The organism is Macrococcus sp. GL_134, assembly GCF_057834705.1.
The window spans coordinates 141,271-165,013 of sequence record NZ_CM174409.1; the positions used below are offsets into that span (position 1 = coordinate 141,271).

Here is a 23,743-nt window from a genome sequence, read left to right on the forward strand (position 1 = left end):
TTAATTTAATGTATAATACATGTTATATATTGGAGGTAATTATGAATAACCCTCATTCATCGCAATCAAAAATTCAATGGAAGCTGGTCATTGTTCTTGGCCTGCTCGCAGCTTTTGGTCCACTGTCTCTAGATATGTACTTACCTGCACTGCCTAATGTTTCAGAAGATTTTAAGACGACAACATCAAGTGTTCAGTTAAGTTTGACTGCTTGTATGATCGGTCTTGCAGTCGGGCAGTTATTTGTCGGGCCCATTTCGGATGTCATCGGCCGGAAGAAACCACTTTTAGTCGTGCTGGCGGTCTATGCGTTAATGTCAACCTTATCAGCTGTTGCTCCGACGATAGAATGGTTGATTGCCATCAGATTTTTCCAAGGTTTTGCAGGAGGAGCGGGTGCAGTAATTGCCCGGGCAATTACTGCAGACTTATACAAAGGAAAAGACTTAACTAAGTTCATGAGTGCTTTAATGCTGGTCAATGGTCTAGCACCTATTCTGGCACCCGTTCTTGGAGGAATCATCCTGCGGTTTTCAGTTTGGCAGACGGTCTTTTATATTCTTGCCGGCTATGGTGTCATCATGTTTTTAGTGAGTGCACTGCTTGTAAGAGAAAGTCTACCGGAAAACAGCCGTGATAATGTTAAGTTTTCGTCTATTTTTGTCGATTTCAGAGCACTGCTCAGCAATCGTAAGTTCGTGATTCTACTTGTTCTGCAGTCGTTGACTTACGGCATACTATTTAGTTATATTGCCGGTTCTCCGTTTATCACCCAGAAAATTTACGACATGTCAGCCCAACAGTTCAGTCTGATGTTTGCTGTTAACGGCATCGGTCTCATTTTATTCAGCCAGTTGACGGCTCGTCTTGTAGACCGTATGACTGAGATGACGATTTTAAAACTCGGTCAGTATATTCAGTCCATTGGCGTGATACTCACTGCCTGCGTCTTACTGTTTCATCTACCGGTATGGACATTGTTTGCTGCGTTCTTCTTATTGATCAGCCCTGTCAGTATGATTGGGACAACGGGTTTTTCACTGGCGATGCAGGTTCAGCGGCAGGGAGCAGGGAGTGCTTCGGCTTTGCTTGGATTAGTACAGTTTCTAATAGGAGGGGCATTGACGCCAGTCACAGGAGTGATGGGCGAGAACAGTTATGTCCCTTTTCTGATGATTATTATCATCATATCCATCGTTGCCCAGCTGCTAAGAATTTTTGTACTAAATAAGTTGTCGTTGTCACATAGTCAGTCCTAGCTTGCTGAGAAACGCGGCACATAATAATAAAACAACTATCAGCCATCTGCCTCAAGTCACGATGGCTGATAGTTGTTTTATTGTTCCCAGAGGTTTGTGAACATGGAAGGTTTAAAATAGTAGAGCAGCAGCAGCAGCCCGATAATAAACGATAATGTCAGACTGAGCACAATCCAGACAAAATTTTCATTGATAAACTTTTTGATTTGGTACTGCTGGTAATCTTCTGTCGCAACAAACGCAGCAGGGTGATCTTCAGTTACAAATTGGCGGTCATATTGATAGCTCACTCTGTCATTTTTAAAGACTAGTCTGCCTTTTATTCCTTTTTGGACGATGTCATATAGATCTTGATGGACGTAATATTCTTTGTCACCTTGCTTATAGTGACCTTTTTCAAGAACTTTCCTGTAGCTGTATTGACTGTACACTTCATCCATAAGTGCATTAGCAATTTTATTACGGTTGAATTCTGCTGATGGGTCAAACCAGTCTTCGACACCCATAATGACTTGAACAATCCGCATATCATTCTTCTTGCCTGTTATCGTCGTATCAAATCCGGCAGTATCACTTGAACCTGTTTTTAAACCATCAACACCTTCGTAGCCCAGTTCGGCACCTTCTAGTGAATGGTTATAAGTACTGAATGTTTCTTCATCATCTGTCCCTTTTTTGACAGTGACAGTGACTTTTTTCGTATACTTTAAGACATTTGGATATTCATTGACAATATGTTGAGAGAGAATGGCGTAGTCGCGGGCAGTAGAGATATTATCCTCGTCCTGCTGATAACGTTCCGGCTTGTACTGCAGCAGTAGATTATTCGGAGGACCTGCCGGATTATAGTAATGTGTATTCTTCATGCCGAGTTTAGAAGCAGTTCTGTTCATTAAATCGACGAAGTCAGAATCATTTTTTTCTACTAATGAAGACAGCATAAACGTCGCTGCATTTGACGAGGGAATCAGCATAATATACAGTAGTTCATCGACTGTATAAGTGGCCCCTTTTCTGAATTTATTGTTGCTCAGCGCGGGTAATTGCGAAATGCCATAGAACTTATCGTTCACTGTCACTTTTGTCTTCAGATCGAATTTCCCTTCATCCATCGCTTGAAGAACAAGATAGAGTGTCATGAGTTTGGACATTGAAGCAGGAGGCCATTTCTTGTCTGGATGATCTTCATATAGGATTTGACCATTTTTAGCGGCAACCACTATCGTCCCTTTCGGATTATAAGACGCATCCATCGAATAACCGTGCTGTTCGGCAATTTCAACAGGTGATTTGGCGTAAGTCATTGGAGCAATCAGCAGTTGACCTGCCGGCAATAGAAGCAGCAATTTTAAATAGATAGATTTCATTATTTTCCCTCGCACCTATACATGGTCATTTTTATCATCTAATAGTAACATAAAATAGTTAATTCTATAATGTTAAAAGATGGATAGTGCATCCTTTAGTCATTCATCATAGTCATTATTATATTAAAATAAAATGTAAGCGGTTCTATACTAAAAATTATTCGAGTTTGGAATGATATTGGTGGTGGAATTTAATTAATTGTTCGTTTTTTTATTAAAAAGTGTATCCAACTAAAGTTTAATAATGCTATAATCTTTCTACACTCAAAAATGTAAAGGTGGAAATCATGAATCTCTATTTATTGCTTAATGTTTTAGGTATATTCGTATTTATTCTCGTAGCCTATTTATTTTCACGTGACAGAAAAAACATTGACTGGAAATCAGTAGCTATTATGCTCGCTGTCAACTTGCTGCTTGCATGGTTCTTCACGCAGTTCTCATGGGGCCGTGAAGCAGTCAAATGGGTAGCAGATGGCTTCAGCTGGATGTTACAGGCCGCTTACGTTGGTGTCGGTATGCCGTTTGCCAGCTGGGTAGCAGATATGTCCAAGATGGATATGGCAGTCTCAGCATTGTTACCAATCCTGTTTGTTGTACCATTGTTTGATATTTTAATGTATATCGGTGTTCTTCCTTTTATCATCAAATGGGTGGGCTGGTTGATCGGTAAAGTTACCGGCCAGCCGAAATTTGAATCATTTTTCTCAGTAGAGATGATGGTATTAGGAAACACTGAAGCATTGGCAGTATCTCAAGCTCAAGTTCGTGACATGAATGCAGCGCGTGTACTTACCATCGCGTTAATGTCGATGAGCTGTATTTCTGGGTCAATCGTTGGGGCTTACGTAACTATGGTTCCTGGTGAACTTGTATTAACAGCGATTCCGCTGAATATTATTAATGCAATCATCATCAGTACTATTTTGAATCCAATCAAATTGACTGCTGAAGAAGATTATATTGTAGAAATCAAAGAGGAAACACGTCAGCCATTCTTCTCATTCCTTGGTGATTCAGTATTAGGTGCAGGAAAATTAATTTTGATTATCATTGCATTCTTAATCGCCTTTGTATCATTAGCACACTTCATTGATATGCTGTTGTCATTATTGGATCCATTGACTCATATGGAAATTCGTCTGGATGATATTCTTGGCATCATTATGGCACCATTTGCCATGTTACTAGGTCTTCCGTGGGATGAAGCAAGAGTGGTCGGCAGCCATATGGCGACGAAAATCATTACTAATGAATTTGTCGTGATGCTGAACATCCAGGACAGCTTAAAAACATTCTCACCTCACATGACAGCAGTTCTTGTGACATTCTTAATTTCATTCGCTAACTTCTCAACAGTAGGAATGATTATCGGAACGTTAAAAGGAATTGTTGATCAGAAAACTTCTGACTTTGTCAGCAAATATGTTCCAATGATGCTTCTTGCAGGTATATTAGTATCGTTATTATCAGCAGCTTTTGTTGGATTGTTCAGCTGGTAATTAAAAAAATACAGACTAAATTAATGTTATGTTAACAATAAAGTGGTAAAATGTAACTAAAGAGAGATTGAAAAAGGAGGCTTTTTCATGAAAACTCGACGGCTTAGAGATTTGAGACGGAAGTTACAACGCGCTTTGCTGCCTAAGAAAAACGTGGCTGCGGAATGAGACTGATTCTATTTAGAATCAGTCTTTTTTTTGAAATATAATCTTATGTCAAAAAAAGAGCCGTTCATGTCTTATAAATTCGATGGTGTTATAATGAAAACGATTTAATCAATTTAATTGTGAAATAAATCACAAAAAGTATTGCTACGGCTCATAAAACGTATTATAATAAGTTTGTGAAATAGTTAACAAACTTTTAAATAAACTGATATTGTGAGAGAAAGAAGGAGCTAGTAATGTTTGTCCAGTCATTCGATCCACTGAATAATATCGGATTATCAGCCGTTATTGCTGCAATCCCTATTATATTATTCTTATTGTGCTTGACGGTTTTTAAAATGAAAGGAATTACAGCGGCACTGCTGACGTTAGTCGTGACCATTGTCATTGCAGTGGGACTCTTCGAATTACCGTTACCTGTAGCAGGTGCAGGAATCACTGAAGGTGTCATTCAAGGGCTGATGCCTATTGGATATATTATTATTATGGCAGTACTGCTATACAAAGTGACTGTAGAAAGCGGGAGATTCAATGTCATTCAGGACAGTATCGCAGGTATTTCAAAAGACCAGCGCATTCAGTTGTTATTGATAGGATTTTTGTTTAATGCTTTTCTTGAAGGTGCCGCAGGTTTCGGTGTGCCGATTGCTATATGCGCGGTACTGCTCATGCAGCTAGGATTCAAACCTTTACAGGCTGCGATGCTGTGTTTGGTTGCTAACGGCGCGAGTGGTGCATTTGGCGCTATTGGTATTCCAGTAGGTATTGTTGACACGTTAGGGCTGAAAGGTAATATCACTGCGATGGATGTGTCACAGATGACAGCAGTGATTCTGCCGATTACAGCGTTCTTCTTACCGTTTCTGCTGATATTCATTCTGGATGGTTTCAAGGGTGTAAGAGAAGTATTGCCGGTCATCATTGTTACTTCAGTAGTGTTTACAGGGTTACAGGCGCTGTTCACCATTTTCCAGGGACCGGAACTCGCTGATATCATTCCATCACTGGCAGGAATGGGTGCACTAGCTTTGTTCTGCAAAGTATGGCAGCCAAAGAATATTTTCCGCTTAGAGGATGAAGATAGCGGCGCTGTCCCTAAACATTCGCTGCTGTCAGTCATCAATGCCTGGTCACCGTTCTTTCTGCTGACAGGTTTTGTATTGATCTGGAGTCTACCAGCATTTAAAGCATTGTTCGCAGAAGGCGGTCAATTCCATCAACTTGTACTTAATTGGACAGTACCAGGCACTTTCAATGAAACAGCAGGTAAAGCGATAGTGATTAAATTCGATGTGTTCAGTGCAACAGGCACAGCGATTCTGCTCGCTATTGTCATGACCGTTCTGATTTCTAAAAATATTAATTTCAGAGCCGCGTTCAGATTACTAATTGAAGCGAGCAAAGAATTATGGTTACCTATTATTACAATCTGTGCAATTCTTGCCATCGCAAAATTAACTACTTACGGCGGGTTGACTGTAGCAATGGGTACTGCAGTTGCCAAAACAGGGGCTATTTTCCCGTTATTATCTCCTGTATTAGGCTGGATTGGTGTATTTATGACCGGTTCAGTCGTCAATAATAACACGTTGTTTGCTTCTATTCAGGCAACAGCAGGCAGCTCAATCGGCATCAATCCAGTGTTGCTTGTAGCAGCAAACACAGCAGGAGGTGTCATGGCTAAACTGATTTCGCCGCAATCGATAGCTATAGCAACAGCGGCTGTTGGAGCAGTAGGCGAAGAATCAAAATTACTAAGTATGACGTTGAAATACAGCATTGCCTTACTTATCTTTGTTTGTATCTGGACATGGCTGCTCGCAATGTTCTTATAATTTAAAACTAAAGGAGATTACATCATGCAAAAATATATCGGTAATAAAGTCGTTCTAGTCGGAAATGGTGCAGTAGGTTCAAGTTATGCTTTCTCGATTTTAAATCAAGGGATTTGTGATGAATTTGTCATTATTGATCTGGATAAAGAAAAGGCAAGAGGAGATGTAATGGATTTAAATCATGGATTGCTGTATGCGCCGAGTCCCATGAAAATATATGCTGGGACATATGCAGACTGCCACGATGCAGCTATCATTGTGCTATGTGCCGGTGCTGCACAGAAACCAGGGGAAACACGGCTTGACTTAGTGAGTAAAAATATGAAAATCTTTAAATCAATTATTGATGAAATTATGGCTTCTGGTTTTGATGGTATATTTATTGTTGCAACGAATCCTGTCGATATCTTGACTTATGCGACATGGAAATTTTCTGGATTGCCGCATGAACGAGTGATAGGTTCAGGAACAATTCTTGATACAGCGAGATTCAGATATCTGCTCAGTGAAGAGTTCAACATCGCTCCTTCAAGTGTCCATGCCAATATCATTGGCGAACATGGTGACTCAGAGCTTGCCGTTTGGAGCGGTGCAACGATTGCTGGGGTATCTCTTAAAAAATTACTGGAAGACCAGCCTGAAAAACGTGATCGAATGAACGAAATCTATGTCAATGTCCGAGATGCAGCGTATGACATCATCCAAGCAAAAGGAGCGACATATTACGGCGTAGCAATGGGATTAATGCGGATCACTAAAGCGATTTTGAGCAATCAGGACATCGTACTCACAGTCTCCGCTAAATTAGACGGTCAATATGGTCATGATGATATCTATATCGGAGTACCTGCTGTAGTGAATAGAAACGGGATACGACAGATCATTGAATCACCATTGTCCAGTGAAGAGCAGCGCAAGTTCGATCAGTCGGTAAAAACATTGAAAGACATACAATCATCATTTTTTTCATAAAACTCAAGGTGTTGGCAATTAGCCGGCACCTTTTTTATAATGAATAGAAAGGTGCTTGCTTGAAACAGGCGAGTCCGTTAAAATGAAGGCTTATTAATAAAGGATCACTGAAGAAAGAGAGGAGAATTATGAATATTTCATTTAAGACAGTGATAATTGTCATACTCGGCTGTTTTCTTTTTTCAGTCGGTGTCAATACATTTATTATACCTGCACATCTTGGAGAAGGCGGCGTGACAGGTATGTCATTGATTCTGTTATATGCATTCGGTTGGTCGCCTGCCTGGACGACACTTGCTATGAATGTCCTGCTGCTCGTTATCGGCTATAAATTTCTATCGCAACGGTCAATGGTTTTAACGATAGTTGCCATTATTACCCTTGCTGCATTTTTAAAAATAACAGAAAGCTGGCAGCTTCACCTTGATGAAGTACTGGTCAGTACGATATTTGGTGGCTTTATGGTAGGTATCGGCATCGGGCTGATAGTTATTGTCGGCGGAACAACAGCAGGAACAACAATTCTTGCACGTATTGCCCATAAGTATTTAGATGTCAGCACGTCCTATGCCTTGTTATTTTTCGATTTAATCGTTGTCGCTATATCATTGACTGTTATACCTATAGAAAAGGCACTGCTGACAACACTCAGTTTGTATATCGGGACAAAAGCGATGGATTTCATGATAGAAGGATTGAATCCTAAGAAGGCAATCACTATTATTTCGCAGAACCCTGAACCGATTGCCAGAATGCTTGACCAGGATATTGGTCGTGGCGTGACTCTGCTTAACGGGAAAGGGTATTATACGAAGAGAGAGACAGATGTGTTATACTGCGTCATCAATAAAATTCAACTGACACGTGCGAAACGAATGATCAGAAAAATTGACGCAGATGCATTCGTTGTCGTCCATGATGTCAGAGACGTATTAGGAAATGGATTTATACAAGAGGATTAAGAGGAGGCAGTGATGAGATTCATTAATTTAGGCAGCAGACAAGATGCAAGTCATTACGTAGCAATCGAAATGTTCAAGGAAATTCATTATAACCAATGTACATTACTTGGGCTGGCAACAGGTGGCACAATGGAAGATGTCTATGACAAGCTCGTCGAATTATTGAAGTTGAATCATACCGACATCAGTTGCCTTGAGACTTTTAATCTGGACGAGTACTTCATGCTCGACCCAAATGACCCGAATAGCTATATGACTTATATGAAACAGCACTTCTTCGACAAAATTGGTATGCAGGAATCTCAGTTCCACTTACCAGATAACGACGAATTTGATGTTGAAGAAGATAATGAAGCGTACGATCGTGCGATTAGAGAGAAGGGGCCGCTGCATATTCAACTGCTAGGCATCGGGGAGAATGGTCATATTGGCTTCAACGAACCAGGAGCGCCATTTGACAGTAAGACAAGACTGGTTGATCTGACAGATACGACAATCGCAGCTAATTCAAGATATTTTGAAAATCAAGAAGATGTACCGACGAAAGCCATTTCGATGGGGATTGATACAATTCTTTCTGCTGAGCGGATTATATTGCTGGCACTCGGAGAGAAGAAAGCAAAGATAATGGCACAACTCTACAAAATGACTGAACCCGATGAAATGATACCTGCAAGCAGTCTACTCAAGCACAAAAATGTAGAATTCATTATGGACGATGCCGCTGCGCGTTTAATTGAGCGTTAATACCGCATTGTCATTAGTCTATTGACAGTACAAACGGGCCGGAACTTTAGTTCCGGCCCGTTTGTACTGATTAATTAAATAACTGCACAAGTTCCTCATTTTTTTCTTTAAAGATATCGTTATGACTGGAGACGGTTCCTTTTTCCTGTGCTTCTGGATAGATATACGTTTTAGCGAGGTTCGCTGCATTAGCTGCGTCATGGAAACAACCTGCGATTAACTGGACCTTACTGTCATGAGACAGAATATCTCCAACTGCATATACTCCATCGACAGCTGTCGATGAATCTGCATTTCCTTTAATATAGAAGTCATCTTTCCGTTCAAGTTTGATGTCGCAGTTATCCAGCATGTCGCACTCCATATGGAATCCGTGATTGATAATGACATCATCGACAATTAATTGTGATGTCTCACGCGTCCGGCAATGTTCAATGATGACAGATTCGATATGATCGTCTGTCGCCTGTAGTGAACTGATGGAATGACTCATCACTTTGTTGACTCCACGTTCATCAAGTTTACGGACCATTTCTTCATGTCCTTTAAAGTCATCTTTGCGGCACAGAATATGAACGCTCTTTGCGAGTGGAGCAATTTCATAAGCCCAGTCCACCGCCGCATTGCCCCCGCCCGAAATCAGCACGCGTTTATTTTCGAAGCGTTTTAACGAAGGGACGACGTAGTGAAGGTTATTTACTTCATAGCGCTCGCATCCTTCAATCGCGAGCTTCATCGGTGAAATAATACCGCTGCCGACCGCGATAATGACTGCTTTAGAAAAAAAACTGGTATTCTCCGTAACGACTTCAAAGTGCTGTTCACCGTGTTTAATAATATTTGTTACTTTTTCACTTAAATTGACTTCAGGTTTGAACGTTAATCCTTGAGTGATCATTTCAGGGATGATCATAGCTGCGGGCTTGGGTGCAACGCCGCCGATATCCCATATGAATTTTTCAGGATAAAGATTTACTTTGCCGCCGAGTTTGTCATGATGTTCGATAATGCGCACTTTCATTCCACGCAAACCTGCATAAAATGCTGAATATAAACCCGCTGGACCGCCGCCGATTACCGTTACATCTAATATACTATTCATGGAAAAAACTCCTCCAATAATGAGTTATCTTGATTTGATATATATTATACTATAAAATGGAGACATTGATAATCATTATCATTTACAAAATTGTGAAAGAAGGATAGACATGGGGAGATTACAAGGAGATCATATCACTGTCAGTTACGATGACCATGATATTATAAAGGATTTGACCGTCGATATCTCGGATCATAAAATCACATCAATTATTGGTCCGAATGGCTGTGGTAAATCGACTCTGCTGAAAGCACTTGCGCGTATTATTGAGGTCAAACACGGACGAGTGCTGCTGGATGGTAAAAATATTCATCATTCTTCAACAAAAGAAGTCGCGAAGAAAATTGCTATTCTTCCTCAATCACCATCAGTTGCTGACGGTCTGACCGTCGGCGAATTAGTCAGTTACGGCCGCTTCCCTTACCAAAAAGGATTCGGAAGGCTGACAAAAGAAGATAAACAGATGATTGACTGGGCATTACAATCAACTGGTACATATGAGTTTAAGCATCGTCCAGTCAATGGATTAAGCGGTGGTCAGAGACAACGCGTCTGGATTGCAATGGCATTGGCACAGGAAACCGAAATTATATTCCTTGATGAACCCACGACTTATCTCGATATCTCCCATCAACTTGAAATTCTTGAGCTGGTTCAATCGCTGAATAGAGAACGTGGGACTACTATTATCATGGTGCTGCACGACATTAATCAGGCGGTTCGTTTTTCAGACCATATTATAGCTATGAAACAAGGTAAGATTGTTACACAGGGCGCTACAGTAGATGTTCTCACTAATGATGTACTAGAAGAAGTGTTCAACATTGATGCAGAACTGAGCGTTGATCCTCGAACGGGTAAACCGATGCTTGTTACTTACGACTTATTGTGCAAGCACTATACAAGGATTTAAGGAGCGCGCTATGAAAAGATATGATATAAGAAAGTTATCGATTGAATTATGGGGTATTCTGCTGTTTGTCCTCCTCATTCTCCTTCTGATTGCATCATTTTGTCTCGGCATTGAAAATTACTCCTTAAAAGAAGTCTTTGATGCATTATTCAATTATCGCAATATCGAAAGCCATAATATTATTAAAGATATTCGTATCCCCAGGGAAATAGCAGCGGTCCTTGTCGGTATAGCGCTTGCCTGTAGTGGGGCTATCATGCAGGGTATCACTAAAAACGCGCTGGCCGATCCGTCGTTACTCGGCTTAAATGCCGGTGCTGCTATGGTCATCAGTATCATGCTCGCGATTGACTCAGGGGCTAACTTTTTATTATTGATGCTTGCTGGATTTATCGGAGCTGTTGTCGGTGGGACGATTGTCATGCTTATCGGCATGTCCAAGCGGGGTGGATTCAATACTATGCGAATTATTCTCGCAGGAGCAGCCGTGACAGCATTATTAACAGCCCTGTCTGATGGGATCGCCTTATTCTTCAAAATCAATCAGAGCATTACGTTTTTAGTGGCAGGCGGCGTGGCGGGTACGACGTGGCAGCAGATTATGTATGCTGCACCCATCATTATTCTCGCGCTTATCATCACTACACTTAGTGCGAGACAACTGACTGCTTTGAGCCTTGGTGAAGAGATGGCAAAAGGTTTAGGAGTGAATACAGGTGGCATCAGAATCTTCTTTTCAATTTTAACGATGATTCTAGCAGGTGTCGCTGTCGCACTTGTTGGTTCTCTAGCTTTCGTCGGTTTGATGATTCCTCATATTACAAGATTTATAGTAGGTACAGATTATCGTTTGATCATCCCATTTTCAGCATTGCTTGGCGGGACGTTTCTTGTTATCGCCGATATTATAGCCCGGATGACAGGAGAAAATCCTATCGGTGCTGTGATCTCGCTGATTGGAGTTCCGTTCTTTATTTATCTTGTGAGAAGGGACGGGAAGATATTATGATTGAAGGACACAAAAAAAGACGTCAAAATATATTGTTCATATCCCTCCTGATCCTTCTTCTAGCCGTAATGTCATTGAGTGTGACGACTGGGGACTTCAAAATGACGTTTACTGAATTTTTTAGAACGTTATTGGGTATGGGAAGTGCAACAGAGCAGATGATTCTCTATGAATTTCGCATGCCGCGGCTGCTCGTCACAGTGCTGAGTGGTGCAGCGCTTGCGCTCAGTGGTGCATTGCTGCAGAGCATCACAAAAAACCCGCTCGCTGATCCGGGAATTATCGGAATCAATGCAGGCAGTGGTTTTGCGATTGTACTTCTCATTATGTTTATTCCAGTTGACAGCAGTACCTTTATTTATGTTCTACCTTTGTTCAGCTTGTTAGGTGGATTGCTGACGGCACTTGTGATATTCGCTTTAAGCTTCAAAAAAGGTGACGGTATCAATCCAGTACGGATGGTATTGATGGGTGTCGGCATGGCAACAGCGCTTAGCGGGGGTTCAATTATGATGACCACTACTTTCAACAAAGATCAGATAGAATTTGTCTCTACGTGGTTTGCAGGAAGTATCTGGGGTGATACATGGCCGTTTGCGAGTGTTATGGCACTGATGATTTTAATTTTTGTACCCATTGTATTTATGAAAGCTAACGTGCTGAACATTTTGAACACGCATGATCATATTTCAAAAGGTGTTGGTATTAACGTCGGTAGACAAAACATACTGATAGTGACGCTTGCTGTTCTACTAAGCTCTAGTGCGGTAGCAGTGAGCGGCGGAATAGGGTTCATCGGACTCCTTGGTCCACATATTGCACGAGGCATGGTGGGTCCTAGACATCAGATGTTTATGCCGCTTGCTCTCTTGATAGGCGCAATTCTGCTTACGTTGTCAGATACATTCGGCCGAATACTGCTGCAGCCGGCCGGGATTCCAGCTGGAATTATCGTGAGCATTATCGGCGCTCCTTATTTCTTATATTTAATGAGTAAAAAGACACAGTTTTAATGACTGTCGGCAAAATAATAAGCACTTGGTGGTCTTGGCCATCAAGTGCTTATTATTTAGTTCTTCAGTTCACTTGCGCTATTGAGCCAAGGTACTTTGAGTTTAATGAGATAGGTAATATATAGCAAGCCAATCATCACAGCACCGATTGATAATATAATTGCAATCGATGTTGTAAAAGGAATGTTGCCTTCAAAGCCGAAAATGGATTCTCTCAATGCCTTGATAACATAAGTCATTGGTGAGTAAACATGAAGAGTCTGGAAGAAAGCGTTAGTCAGCTGAATCGGAAATGTTCCTTCACTTGATCCAAGCTGCAGAATCAAAATGATGATAGCGAAAAACTTGCCGATATTGCTCAGTGCCGCTGTTAACAAACAGACAATGAACATAGCTGTAATCGACCATGTTACGAGTGTCAATGTAAAGTGAATGGTATTATCGATTTCTATATTGATGACAAAGATGGTGAAGAGCGCAAGGAGCAGCCCTTGCAGCAGTCCATAGAGTCCAATCAGCATGGCTTTACCTGCCCACCAGCTCAGTGCACGTTTCGGCTGTCCCATTCTTTTGTCGATTGGGTAGATAGAGACAAATGCAATAGCTCCGACATACAGGCTAAGACTTAATACATAAGGAGCAAAACTCTGTCCGTAATTCTCCACTTCTGTGACATCGTTCTCTGCAATTTTCACTGGGTCGCTGATCATTTTTGCGTTATCTTCTTGGAAAGATCGTTCCTTCAGCTGTTTTAAACTCTTGTCCAGCTGAGCAGTCATTTGATCAGTGCCATCTGCTAACTGGTTCAAGCCGGATGTCACTTGTTTTGAGCCTTCAGCGAGCTGTATGACACTCTGATTCTGTGGAGAAGGGAGTGCTTTCTGCAGAGCTGTGAGACCATTACTCACTTTGGAACTGCCGTCAGCCAGCTGCTCTTCACTGGTTTTCATTTTTTTGAGATTATCAGTGAGCTTGCCTGAGTTTTTCTCCATATCATTGACTGACTGGAATATTTTCTTCAAATAGAGTTCTCTGATGGCTAATGAGACATTATCTTTTACGGCCTGAGCACTTTTATCACCAATACTTTGACCTGAGTAGCTATAGCCAGGGTTTTTCTTGACGATGATTGTCAATTGCTCTGGTTTTTCTTCAAGCATGGTCGCTGCATCTTTTGAGAAATCTTTTGGCATTCTGATGAGTGCAAAATATTTGCCGGCAGTAATCCCGTCCAAACCTTTGTCGTTATCAACAAACTGCCATTTGAATTTGTCATTGTCTTTCAATCGGTCGACTACTTCATTACCGATGTTTTCTTTTTTTCCTTGGATTTCAGCGCCTTCGTCCTCATTGACGACGGCTATCGGTAAATCTTCTGTCTGCCCATAGGGATCCCACATTGAATAAATGAAGACTGCGCTATATATAATTGGTAGAAATAATAATACAGTCAATGCGGCTAATAACAACTTTTTGCTTAAAATATACTTGAAATCACTAAACAAAATATCCACTCCTTTTTATCCCAATGATTAAACATTCTAACATAGAAGATGAAAGATGATTTGATTTTTCCTACAAATTTTGTTGTAATGAATAGCGTATAAACTTTTTGCATGAAAGAAAGGCTAGTTCTATGAAAAAAACTTACTTTCCTGAAATTTCCTTTGTCAGAGCGATTGCCTGCCTGTTAGTTATTTTAACCCATGTGACGCTCGCTTATCCAGTAGAACACATAGACTCACCAGCAATGTTTACATTGCTTGTCAATCAGCTGGCACGAGTAGGTACTCCGATATTTGCCCTGATCAGTGGGCTGCTGCTGTTTAATTCAGTGAAACATAAAAAATTAGACACGCGCAGATTTTATAAAACGCGTTTTGATAAAATTATTATTCCTTATCTATTCTGGACGTTCGTTTATTTGGCCCTTTTAAAATTGACACATGCAGCTCCAGTCCATTTATCTGATATGCCTCGCTACTTATTATTAGGTGAAGGTTACGTTCATCTTTATTTTATGGTTGTAGTGATTCAATTTTATTTACTTTTCCCGTTGTTTGCAAAATATATTAACAAAGATAATATTTTAATCGCCACGCTCATTACTATTGCACTGACTGCAGGATGGTATTTAATTAGAGATATGCCTGCGTTCCATTTATTGACTCATCGTGCATTTCTATTGAACTGGCTCGCTTACTTTTTTATGGGCGGATATATGGCGATGTATATGGAATCACTTAAAATTTGGTGCAGCCGTTATTTCAATAAGATTACTATCGCTGCGCTCAGCAGTATTATTGTCATGCTCGCCGAAATGAAACTGCCTGCACTCTATCAGTCAGATCGATTGTTGAATTTAGTCTATGTGCCAATTTTCACTGCTTTCTTTATGGGATTGTTCCATGTGAAGGCCGACGAAAAATGGAAGGCTGTTCTTGAATACATTGGAGATCGGTCAATGGGTATTTACTTAATACATCTGCTCGTCATAGGACTAATAGGTAATATTATGCCTGATGCCTTTTGGAATCCGGATCTCATGGTGTTAAATTATCTGCTGGTTATTGTTGTGACACTAATCTGCACGGAACTGATCGTGCTCATTCCTAAAAGTTCACTGGTCTTTCCTGTTGCGAATTACATTACAATCAACGCGGAAGAACGCGTTAAACATTCATTGAATATTAGATGAAATGCATTAAAGATAAATGAATGTGGGAATAAGATGAAAAATACGATGGAGTGATGACATGGATATACATCCGTTAGTGACGTCATATAAACAGTTTGTTGCAAACCGTTCTGATTATAAGATAGGAGTCATTGGTCAGCCGGATGCCGGCAAAAGCAGCTTGATCAATGCATTGATTCCTCACGCGAAAGCTCATACTTCTGTGCATACAGATGCGACGCTTGAAACAACAGAATATTCATTTAATCACTACGGAAAACTCGTTGATTTTCCAGGGGTGGGAACTGAAGAAGTAAGCACTGCACATTACAAAAAGCTCATTCAGCAGAGCGGGATCAATCATTTTATCTATGTCTTCGAAAGCAAGATTAAAGAAACAGATGTCGAACTGATCAAATATTTGACTAAAAATCATCAATCGATTTTGTTTGTCTATAACAAAACTGATGCACTGGTGGATATCACCCATCATGATACGGTCGAAGAACTGAAAAGAGACAAAGATACAGAGCTTAAAGTTACATTGAAACCTTATATCAAGCAGCCGCTTTCCTATATATTTGTCAGTACGCTGACTCATGAAGGGATAGACGCCTTTAAACAGCAGCTGTCAGCAATATTCCGCACGCTTGAAATGGATTACAATGATAAGTACGGTAGAACTGAAATTCTGGAAAGCTTCTTGAACTATAAGACTAACGCACTGCTGCCGAAATTGTTCACACCCAGCTTCAAGGAAATTGTTATGAAAAAGAATTATCAGTCGCTTGAAAGAACGATTTTGAATCATTTCAAAATCCAGGAAGACGATATTCTGGAATACAAACGGGAATGGCCGACTATTTCTGATTATATGAAGATGATTGAAAGTGAGCAGGCTAAACCAAAAACATCAAAATTAAAAGAAATGGCTAAGGTTGTCCAGTTGCTGCGGACTGCGTTCAAACTGAAAACATTCAATCCCATTTCGGCTGGACTCGGCGCATTATTTGAAGCGGGTGCAGTCAATGCATTTCCTATGGTGCAAGGATTGACATATTATATTAGTGAGATTAAGAATATCGCGAGAAATATATTGAAAGCATCACAACGAGAAGCTGATTGATCAGCTTCTTTTTTATGGATTACACGGTGTTTGACTGTTAATAAATCGTTTGCAGAAATAACACGCTGATTACGTCGGATAATGATTTAAAGTACTTGTGAATATTTAATGCAATCGTTTGCAAAAAAATTGTTGACAGTGTGAAAAATGCTGTGCTAATATAAGAGTGTCATTGAAAACGCTTTCTAAAATAAATTTAAAGGAGAAAAGAGAATATGAAAAAACGTTCAAGCTTGATGTTGATTATCGTATTATTATTTGCATCAGTTCTTGCAGCATGCGGCAACTCAGGTTCAGGTGGCGGCACGGCTTCTAAAGGCGGTAAGGATACTGTCACAGTTGACGTCTTCCAGTTCAAAGTAGAATTTAAGCAGCAGTTCGAAGAAACAGCACAGAAATACATGGATGAAAATCCAAATGTAAAAATCAATATTGAGACAGTAGGCGGCGGTAACGACTATGGTCAAGCGCTAAAAGCTAAAATTGCTTCTAAAGATGAGCCGGATATTTTCAATATCGGTGGTCCTGAAGATTTAAAACAACATGCAAGTCGTCTAGCTGATTTATCAGACATGAAAGCTACTAAAAATATAGTAGATGAATCATTACTTTCACCTGTTCAAAAAGATGGGAAAACTTATGGTATTCCTATGAACCAGGAAGGCTATGGCTTAATCTACAACAAAGATATCTTTGAAAAAGCTGGCGTTAAAGCTGAAGACATCAAAACACTTGATGATTTAGAGGAAGTATCTAAAAAAATTGACTCACAAAAAGATGACTTAGGTCTAAAAGCAGTATTCGCATTGCCTGCTAAAGAAAAATGGGTGTTAGCAGATCATGGTGCCAGCATGTTCCTTGCATCTGATTTTGACAACGATATTCAAAAAACAGCGGAAGCTAAAACATTACCTTTCAAAAACAAAGACTTATTCAAACAATATTTAGATATTCAAAATGAATATTCTAAACAACCTGTAGCATCACTTGATTATTCTCAACAAGTAGAGGAATTATTCTCTACTGGTAAAGTCGCAATGATTCAGCAAGGTAACTGGGCTTATCCAACTATCGAAAGTGTTAATCCTGAGATTGCTGAAAAAGTAGGTTTAATCGCGGTGCCAACAGATACAGATGAATTAACAATCCCAGTAGGGGTAGCAAATAACTGGGCAGTCAACAAAAAAGCTGACGAAAAAGTTCAAAAAGCAGCAAAAGATTTCTTGGATTGGTTATACACTTCTGATCAAGGCAAAGACATCGTAATGGAAGACTTCAAATTCATTCCAGCATACAAAGATTACGATACTTCTAAAATCTCAGATCCATTATCAAAAGAAATCTACAAGTACTCTGAAGAAGGTAAAACTACTGCATGGGTATTCAAAGGTTATCCAACTGGATACACTGACGATGCATTAGGTGCTTACTTACAAGATTATTTGACTGGTAAACTTACATTTGACGAAGCAGTCAAGAAATCTCAGGATGCCTGGGAAAAAGCACGTAAATAATATGACTAAGGGGATGAACATTCATATATTTTAGAATGTCTGTCCCTTTTTTTAAAAAAGAGGTGTGACACATTGAAGACAAAAAGTTTAGCGTTCTGGCTCATGCTTGCTCCAGTACTTGCTGCATTATTCATGGTTATTATCATTCCGTTTCTCTATGGGATTTACTATTCATTTACAAACTGGAATGGGGATACTACATTAACACCTGATATTATTGGTTTTGAAAATTACATTAACTTATTTAAAGATGATAGTTTTAAAAATGCGCTCTGGTTTACATTTAAATATTCCATTGCATCAGTTATTATTATCAACTTGATCGGTTTAGGGCTTGCTTTACTAGTAACAAGTAAAATTAAATCAAAGAATGTATTGCGTACTGTATTCTTTATGCCGAACTTAATCGGAGGATTAATCCTTGGTTTTATCTGGCAGTTTATTTTTACTAAAGTATTCGCATCTATCGGTGAAGCTATTGGTTCTGAATGGATGCAGGGATGGTTGAGTAATACGACAACAGGTTTCTGGGGTATGGTCATTCTCTCAACATGGCAGATGGCAGGGTATATCATGATTATTTACATTGCCTACCTTGAAAATGTGCCAGAAGATTTACTGGAAGCAGCTGAAATTGACGGGGCGAATTCATGGCAGAAATTTAAGGACATTACATTCCCGCTTGTCGCGCCGGCTTTTACAGTAAGCATGTTCCTGACATTGTCAGGTGCATTCAAAGTATATGACCAGAACTTATCATTGACTAACGGCGGTCCTGGTAACTCAACGAAAATGGTGGCGATGGATATTGTCGACACTGCCTTTAAAATGAACTTAATGGGATCTGCACAAGCTAAAGCAGTCGTATTCTTCTTAATCGTTATGCTGATCAGCTTAGTACAGGTTTATTACAATAAGAAAAGAGAGGTGGAGATGTAATGAAGAGTAAATGGCTGTTACTAGAAATTATTGGCCTGGTCATTGGTCTGCTCTGGCTGTCCCCTTTTTATTTGATGATTGTCAATGCATTTAAGACGAAGCTTCAAATATTTGATGATACATTAGGTCTGCCTGAAGAATGGACCTTCCAAAACTTTATTGATGCATTCGCACAATTGAACTTTCTGCAGACATTCTTGAATTCTGTATTAGTGACCGTATTGAGTGTCGCATTGATTATTATTTTCTCTAGTATGGCAGCCTATGCACTGAGCCGTAACAAAGGGAAAATGTCGAGCGTCATCTTCTTCTTATTCGTTGCAGCAATGTTGGTGCCGTTCCAATCTGTAATGATTCCGCTTGTTAAGCTGTTCGGTGATCTTGAGAGCTTGAACAGATGGGGACTCATCTTTATGTATTTAGGATTTGGGGCAAGTTTGTCAATCTTCTTATATCATGGTTCACTGCAAGGAATTTCAAAGTCGCTGGATGAAGCGGCGATGATTGATGGAGCGAGCAGATGGCAGATATACTGGCATGTCATCTTCCCATTGCTCAAGTCTATTTCTGTTACGGTAGGGATTTTGAATGTCATCTGGATCTGGAATGACTTCCTCCTTCCAAACTTAGTACTAGGTCAAGGTCAAGAAACTATTCCACTGAAATTATTCTTGTTCTTTGGTCAATATACAAAACAATGGCATCTAGCTCTTGCAGGTTTAACTATTTCAATTATTCCAGTCATCATAGGATACTTCTTTGCGCAAAAGCAAATCATCAAAGGTGTTTCTGAAGGTGCCGTTAAGTAGGTGAACATATGATTACGATCAAAGATGTGGCTAAACGTGCGAATGTCGCACCATCCACAGTATCAAGAGTCATCAGTAATCATCCTGCTATTAGTCAAAAGACGCGTGATAAAGTCAGACAAGTAATGGACGAGATGGGATATATTCCGAATGTCTCTGCCAGAAGGCTGGTGACACAGCAGTCCCATACAATTGGTCTGCTGCTGAAAACCGCCTCCAAAGATATGACTCAAAATCCGTTCTTTACTGATGTGCTGATGAGTATATCTAAAGTATGTAAAGAAAATCATTATTCGACAGTCATCTCAACGAGTATGAATGAAGAGGAGCTGCTGATGGAAGTGCAGCAACTGGTGAGAAGTAATGCAGTGGATGGCTTTATTCTGCTCTATTCAAAAAGTAGTGACCAAGTCATCACTTATCTTCAGTCCATTGATTTTCCGTTTGTCATTCTCGGCAAGAAGTTGAGCTCTTATTCAAATGAAATATATATCGACAATGATAATGTTATGGCTGCTTATCAGCTGACCGATTATATGATTAGACTGGGTCATGACAACATCGTGTTTATTGCAGAGAATTCAGCTTATGCAGTCAACGAAGACCGTATTCAAGGATACGAGCGCGCATGCCGAACAGCCGGCTTACCTGTAAAAGTGTTTGAAGGTGCAGCAGGTACACAGGAAGTGAGAAAGATCATTGCAGAAATCATTGCCATGTGCCCGGTTCCGACTGCTATTATTGCATCGGACAGTATGATGAACTTGAATATTTTAAGTGAATTGTACATGCAGCATATTAGAGTACCGAATGATATACAGACGGCTACGTTCAATGACTCGTACTTCAATGAAGCGGCATGTCCACCACAGACTGTCGTTAATATTCATCCTGAGTCATTGGGAGCTGAAGCGGGTAAGAGTTTAATAGCGTATTTAAACAACCCACATATGATTAAACGAAGTATCATTATACCGACTTCAATTATTGAACGTGAGTCGACAAAACCATTAAAGGAGAGAGTACTGTGAAAGTAACGGTATGGAACGAATATAGACATGAGCAGGAATCTGACATCGTAAGAAATATATATCCTGAAGGGATTCATCAGCAGATTGCATCATTTATTGAAGATGCTGAAGTCACAACAGCGACATTGGATGAACCGGAACATGGATTAACTGAAGATGTGCTGAATGCAACTGATGTATTGATCTGGTGGGGACATAAGGCACATGATGAAGTAGATGATGCGATTGTCGATCGGGTCCAAAAACGAATACTTGAAGGAATGGGTCTTGTCGTCCTGCATTCAGGGCATTTCTCAAAAATCTTCAAACGATTGATGGGTACAGGCTGTGACTTAAAGTGGCGTGAGGCTGGTGACAAAGAGCGTATCTGGACCGTCATGCCAGGTCATCCTATCGCTGAAGGGCTGCCGGAATTCTTTGAACTTCCTAAAGAGGAAATGTACGGGGAACATTTCGATATCCCTGCTCCTGAAGAGTTAGTGTTCATCAGCTGGTTTGAAGGGGGAGAAGTGTTCCGTTCAGGTGCGACGTTCAAGCGGGGTAACGGTAAGATCTTCTACTTCCGTCCGGGTCACGAAACTTATCCGACCTATTATGACAGCAATGTGCAGCGCGTCATTAACAATGCCGTACGTTGGGCGAAACCGAGCGCTAACAGCTATCCTGTATACGGCAACTATCAACCTCTAGAATTTATTTCAGAAAAGGAGTAATCAAATGACTATCAAAATAGGCGTGATCGGATGCGGTAGTATTGCAACACATCGTCATATCCCTGAATATCAAGAGAACAGCCATGCAGAAATTACTGCTTACTGTGATATCAACAAAGAACGTAGTGATGAGCTCGCTGAAGAATTTGGCGGCAGCAGTTACAGTGATTATCACGAATTGCTTGCAGATCCGGCAGTAGAAGCTGTAAGCATCTGCACCCCTAATTACCTCCATGCAGAAATGACGATTGCAGCACTTAATGCCGGTAAACACGTACTCTGTGAGAAACCGATGGCTACATCACTTGAAGATGCAGAATCAGATGATCAGAGCAGCAGAAAAGAGTGGTACTAAGCTGATGATTGGTCACAATCAACGTGTCAATGAGGCACATCTGGCAGCTAAGCAGGCAATTGCAGACGGCTTGCTCGGAAAGATCTATTCATTCAAGACAACATTCGGACATTCGGGGCCGGAAGGTTGGAGTGTTGATGGGCCGGACAGCTGGTTCTTCGATAAAAAACGTGCATTTATAGGTGCGATGGGTGACCTTGGTGTTCATAAAGCAGACTTAATGCGATATCTGCTGGGTGAGGAATTCAAAGAAGTAGGTGCGATGATTGAAACGTCTGCCAAAGCTGGTGCAACAGTAGATGATAACGCTGTATTGATTCTGAAGTCAGAGAGCGGTATTATCGGGACACTCAGTGCGTCCTGGGCATATAATGGAGAAGAAGACAACAGTACGGTCATCTACGGGCAAAATGGGGTTCTCAAACTCAACAGTGACCCGGACTACAGCTATATCTTTATTAGTGCAGATGGTGAAATCGACAAGCAGAAGCTTGGAGAGATGCAGACTAATGAAGAGGGCGGACAAGTTAATTCACATACAATTGATGCCTTCATTCAATCGATTGTTGAAGATACGACACCTGTATGTGACGGCGCAGAAGGCAGAGCATCGCTCAATGTGATTATGAAAGCCATTGAGTCAGCAGAAACTAACATTATAACTCGTATCTAAGGAGCTAAGACATCATGACAAAAGTTCGAATCGGAATTGTTGGTGTCGGTGGTATTGCGACAGAACGTCATATCCCGGCATTTAAAGAGTTTGATAACGTAGAGATTACCCATGTCCATGACATTAACGTGGAACGTGCAATGGTCGTTGCTAATCAGTTTGGTATCCCTCACGTAGCGAAGAACTACCAGGAGATGCTGGAATCTGTCGATGCTGTAGTGATTACTACCCCTAATAAATTTCACGCACCTTTTGCTATCGAAGCTTTGAATCATGATAAATACGTTCTTTGCGAGAAACCGATGGCACTGACCACTGAAGAGTGTGATGCCATGATAGAGGCTGAACGAAACAGTAAAGGGAGGTTGCACATCGCCTACCACTACCGATTTATGAAAGAAGCGATAGCAGCGAAAAAAATCATCGATAAAGGAATTATCGGAGAGCCGCTCGTCATCCGTGTAAAAGCGATGAGACGCCGGAAAGTCCCTGGCTGGGGTGTTTTCACAAACAAAGAGCTGCAGGGCGGCGGAGCACTGATTGACTACGGTTGTCATCTGTTAGACCTTGCAATCTGGCTCGTCGGCAGCAGAAAACCGACTGAAGTATCTGCTCAAACTTATAACCAGCTGAGTCGTATGCCGAATCCTGTTAATGAATGGGGCACATTTAACCCGGAAACGTTTGAAGTCGATGATCATGTCACTGCATTTATCCGCTTTGAAAATAATGTAACAATGCTGTTTGAGACCAGCTGGGCTGCGAACGTCGAAAGTGACGAAGAACATATCAGTATCTCTGGAACAAAAGGCGGCTTAAATGTCTTTGAAATGAAAGTGAATCAAGCCGATGATACACTGATGACAACGCTTAATATTGACTATATTCAAGTAGAGCATCCATTTGACTACTTGCAGACAGAGAATTTCGTGTCTTCGATAGTACATAACACACCACTTCGTGTGAAATCGACGGAAGCAAGAGAAGTATCACGTATTATTGAAGCGGTCTATTTAAGTGCATCAAACAATAAAGCGATATTAATCTAGGAGGACTA

20 protein-coding genes and 1 pseudogene are annotated in these 23,743 nt (G+C 40.6%); 18 read left to right on the top strand and 3 right to left on the bottom strand.

Features of this window, described 5'->3' with window-relative positions; translation table 11 throughout:
* Window positions 1-41 precede the first annotated feature (41 nt).
* A complete protein-coding gene (gene tcaB / locus AC3IPL_RS00785; protein ID WP_489241181.1) occupies window positions 42-1,259 on the top strand; it encodes a putative multidrug effflux MFS transporter TcaB in 1,218 nt (405 codons plus the stop codon).
* 77 nt (window positions 1,260-1,336) lie between these two features.
* Here tcaB and AC3IPL_RS00790 read toward each other — a convergent pair whose 3' ends face one another.
* Window positions 1,337-2,626: a DUF1958 domain-containing protein gene (locus AC3IPL_RS00790; RefSeq protein ID WP_489241182.1), complete on the bottom strand. Its 1,290-nt coding sequence runs from the start codon at window positions 2,624-2,626 to the stop codon at window positions 1,337-1,339.
* A 287-nt stretch (window positions 2,627-2,913) separates the two neighbouring features.
* Here AC3IPL_RS00790 and AC3IPL_RS00795 point away from each other — a divergent pair, with 287 nt between their 5' ends.
* From AC3IPL_RS00795 to AC3IPL_RS00815, 5 genes are all read left to right on the top strand, one after another.
* Window positions 2,914-4,128 carry a NupC/NupG family nucleoside CNT transporter gene (locus AC3IPL_RS00795; RefSeq protein ID WP_489241183.1) on the top strand — a complete coding sequence of 405 codons (1,215 nt, stop codon included), beginning with the start codon at window positions 2,914-2,916 and terminating at the stop codon, window positions 4,126-4,128.
* A 404-nt stretch (window positions 4,129-4,532) separates the two neighbouring features.
* Window positions 4,533-6,131 (top strand): L-lactate permease, encoded by a 1,599-nt coding sequence (locus AC3IPL_RS00800; RefSeq protein WP_489241184.1) that lies wholly within the window; start codon window positions 4,533-4,535, stop codon window positions 6,129-6,131.
* Window positions 6,132-6,155: 24 nt separating this feature from the next.
* Window positions 6,156-7,103 carry an L-lactate dehydrogenase gene (locus tag AC3IPL_RS00805; RefSeq protein ID WP_489241185.1) on the top strand — a complete coding sequence of 316 codons (948 nt, stop codon included), beginning with the start codon at window positions 6,156-6,158 and terminating at the stop codon, window positions 7,101-7,103.
* Between the two features lie 128 nt (window positions 7,104-7,231).
* Window positions 7,232-8,065 carry a YitT family protein gene (locus AC3IPL_RS00810; RefSeq protein WP_489241186.1) on the top strand — a complete coding sequence of 278 codons (834 nt, stop codon included), beginning with the start codon at window positions 7,232-7,234 and terminating at the stop codon, window positions 8,063-8,065.
* 12 nt (window positions 8,066-8,077) lie between these two features.
* Complete coding sequence (locus tag AC3IPL_RS00815; RefSeq protein WP_489241187.1) at window positions 8,078-8,812, top strand: glucosamine-6-phosphate deaminase; 735 nt, start codon at window positions 8,078-8,080, stop codon at window positions 8,810-8,812.
* A 70-nt stretch (window positions 8,813-8,882) separates the two neighbouring features.
* Here the strand turns inward: AC3IPL_RS00815 and AC3IPL_RS00820 are convergent, their stop codons facing one another.
* On the bottom strand, window positions 8,883-9,914 hold the full coding sequence (locus AC3IPL_RS00820) for an NAD(P)/FAD-dependent oxidoreductase (RefSeq protein WP_489241188.1): 1,032 nt from the start codon (window positions 9,912-9,914) through the stop codon (window positions 8,883-8,885).
* A 109-nt stretch (window positions 9,915-10,023) separates the two neighbouring features.
* Here AC3IPL_RS00820 and AC3IPL_RS00825 point away from each other — a divergent pair, with 109 nt between their 5' ends.
* Genes AC3IPL_RS00825 through AC3IPL_RS00835 form a run of 3 tightly spaced genes read left to right on the top strand, consistent with a single transcriptional unit; the run spans window position 10,024 to window position 12,849 of the window.
* Window positions 10,024-10,827 (top strand): ABC transporter ATP-binding protein, encoded by an 804-nt coding sequence (locus AC3IPL_RS00825; RefSeq protein WP_489241189.1) that lies wholly within the window; start codon window positions 10,024-10,026, stop codon window positions 10,825-10,827.
* 10 nt (window positions 10,828-10,837) lie between these two features.
* Window positions 10,838-11,836 (top strand): FecCD family ABC transporter permease, encoded by a 999-nt coding sequence (locus tag AC3IPL_RS00830; protein WP_489241190.1) that lies wholly within the window; start codon window positions 10,838-10,840, stop codon window positions 11,834-11,836.
* Window positions 11,833-12,849: a FecCD family ABC transporter permease gene (locus AC3IPL_RS00835; protein WP_489241191.1), complete on the top strand. Its 1,017-nt coding sequence runs from the start codon at window positions 11,833-11,835 to the stop codon at window positions 12,847-12,849. Before AC3IPL_RS00830 ends, AC3IPL_RS00835 begins: the two co-directional genes overlap by 4 nt.
* 56 nt (window positions 12,850-12,905) lie before the next feature.
* Here AC3IPL_RS00835 and AC3IPL_RS00840 read toward each other — a convergent pair whose 3' ends face one another.
* Window positions 12,906-14,354, bottom strand: coding sequence for a YhgE/Pip family protein (locus AC3IPL_RS00840; RefSeq protein ID WP_489241192.1), 1,449 nt, complete (start codon window positions 14,352-14,354; stop codon window positions 12,906-12,908).
* Window positions 14,355-14,485: 131 nt separating this feature from the next.
* Between AC3IPL_RS00840 and AC3IPL_RS00845 the strand changes: the two genes are divergently transcribed.
* The 9 genes and pseudogenes from AC3IPL_RS00845 (at window position 14,486) to AC3IPL_RS00885 (ending at window position 23,735) form a co-directional block, all read left to right on the top strand.
* A complete protein-coding gene (locus AC3IPL_RS00845) occupies window positions 14,486-15,547 on the top strand; it encodes an acyltransferase (RefSeq protein WP_489241193.1) in 1,062 nt (353 codons plus the stop codon).
* A 58-nt stretch (window positions 15,548-15,605) separates the two neighbouring features.
* A complete protein-coding gene (locus AC3IPL_RS00850) occupies window positions 15,606-16,652 on the top strand; it encodes a GTPase domain-containing protein (protein WP_489241194.1) in 1,047 nt (348 codons plus the stop codon).
* Between the two features lie 215 nt (window positions 16,653-16,867).
* Window positions 16,868-18,166, top strand: a complete 1,299-nt coding sequence (locus tag AC3IPL_RS00855) for an ABC transporter substrate-binding protein (protein ID WP_489241195.1) — start codon at window positions 16,868-16,870, stop codon at window positions 18,164-18,166.
* A 72-nt stretch (window positions 18,167-18,238) separates the two neighbouring features.
* Window positions 18,239-19,105, top strand: a complete 867-nt coding sequence (locus AC3IPL_RS00860; RefSeq protein WP_489241196.1) for a carbohydrate ABC transporter permease — start codon at window positions 18,239-18,241, stop codon at window positions 19,103-19,105.
* Window positions 19,105-19,914: a carbohydrate ABC transporter permease gene (locus AC3IPL_RS00865; protein ID WP_489241197.1), complete on the top strand. Its 810-nt coding sequence runs from the start codon at window positions 19,105-19,107 to the stop codon at window positions 19,912-19,914. The genes AC3IPL_RS00860 and AC3IPL_RS00865 overlap by 1 nt, the downstream gene beginning before the upstream one ends.
* A gap of 8 nt (window positions 19,915-19,922) precedes the next feature.
* Window positions 19,923-20,945, top strand: a complete 1,023-nt coding sequence (locus AC3IPL_RS00870) for a LacI family DNA-binding transcriptional regulator (RefSeq protein ID WP_489241198.1) — start codon at window positions 19,923-19,925, stop codon at window positions 20,943-20,945.
* A complete protein-coding gene (locus AC3IPL_RS00875; protein WP_489241199.1) occupies window positions 20,942-21,658 on the top strand; it encodes a ThuA domain-containing protein in 717 nt (238 codons plus the stop codon). The genes AC3IPL_RS00870 and AC3IPL_RS00875 overlap by 4 nt, the downstream gene beginning before the upstream one ends.
* A gap of 4 nt (window positions 21,659-21,662) precedes the next feature.
* Window positions 21,663-22,686 (top strand): annotated as a pseudogene (locus tag AC3IPL_RS00880) (Gfo/Idh/MocA family protein).
* A 14-nt stretch (window positions 22,687-22,700) separates the two neighbouring features.
* Entirely contained in the window at window positions 22,701-23,735 is a 1,035-nt protein-coding gene (locus AC3IPL_RS00885) for a Gfo/Idh/MocA family protein (protein ID WP_489241200.1), read from the top strand.
* Window positions 23,736-23,743: the final 8 nt, after the last annotated feature.

Coding starts and splice junctions, on each gene's coding strand:
- tcaB (WP_489241181.1), top strand. CDS start 42: ATGAATAACCCTCATTCATCGCAATCAAAAATTCAATGGAAGCTGGTC.
- AC3IPL_RS00790 (WP_489241182.1), bottom strand. CDS start 2,626: ATGAAATCTATCTATTTAAAATTGCTGCTTCTATTGCCGGCAGGTCAA.
- AC3IPL_RS00795 (WP_489241183.1), top strand. CDS start 2,914: ATGAATCTCTATTTATTGCTTAATGTTTTAGGTATATTCGTATTTATT.
- AC3IPL_RS00800 (WP_489241184.1), top strand. CDS start 4,533: ATGTTTGTCCAGTCATTCGATCCACTGAATAATATCGGATTATCAGCC.
- AC3IPL_RS00805 (WP_489241185.1), top strand. CDS start 6,156: ATGCAAAAATATATCGGTAATAAAGTCGTTCTAGTCGGAAATGGTGCA.
- AC3IPL_RS00810 (WP_489241186.1), top strand. CDS start 7,232: ATGAATATTTCATTTAAGACAGTGATAATTGTCATACTCGGCTGTTTT.
- AC3IPL_RS00815 (WP_489241187.1), top strand. CDS start 8,078: ATGAGATTCATTAATTTAGGCAGCAGACAAGATGCAAGTCATTACGTA.
- AC3IPL_RS00820 (WP_489241188.1), bottom strand. CDS start 9,914: ATGAATAGTATATTAGATGTAACGGTAATCGGCGGCGGTCCAGCGGGT.
- AC3IPL_RS00825 (WP_489241189.1), top strand. CDS start 10,024: ATGGGGAGATTACAAGGAGATCATATCACTGTCAGTTACGATGACCAT.
- AC3IPL_RS00830 (WP_489241190.1), top strand. CDS start 10,838: ATGAAAAGATATGATATAAGAAAGTTATCGATTGAATTATGGGGTATT.
- AC3IPL_RS00835 (WP_489241191.1), top strand. CDS start 11,833: ATGATTGAAGGACACAAAAAAAGACGTCAAAATATATTGTTCATATCC.
- AC3IPL_RS00845 (WP_489241193.1), top strand. CDS start 14,486: ATGAAAAAAACTTACTTTCCTGAAATTTCCTTTGTCAGAGCGATTGCC.
- AC3IPL_RS00850 (WP_489241194.1), top strand. CDS start 15,606: ATGGATATACATCCGTTAGTGACGTCATATAAACAGTTTGTTGCAAAC.
- AC3IPL_RS00855 (WP_489241195.1), top strand. CDS start 16,868: ATGAAAAAACGTTCAAGCTTGATGTTGATTATCGTATTATTATTTGCA.
- AC3IPL_RS00865 (WP_489241197.1), top strand. CDS start 19,105: ATGAAGAGTAAATGGCTGTTACTAGAAATTATTGGCCTGGTCATTGGT.
- AC3IPL_RS00870 (WP_489241198.1), top strand. CDS start 19,923: ATGATTACGATCAAAGATGTGGCTAAACGTGCGAATGTCGCACCATCC.
- AC3IPL_RS00885 (WP_489241200.1), top strand. CDS start 22,701: ATGACAAAAGTTCGAATCGGAATTGTTGGTGTCGGTGGTATTGCGACA.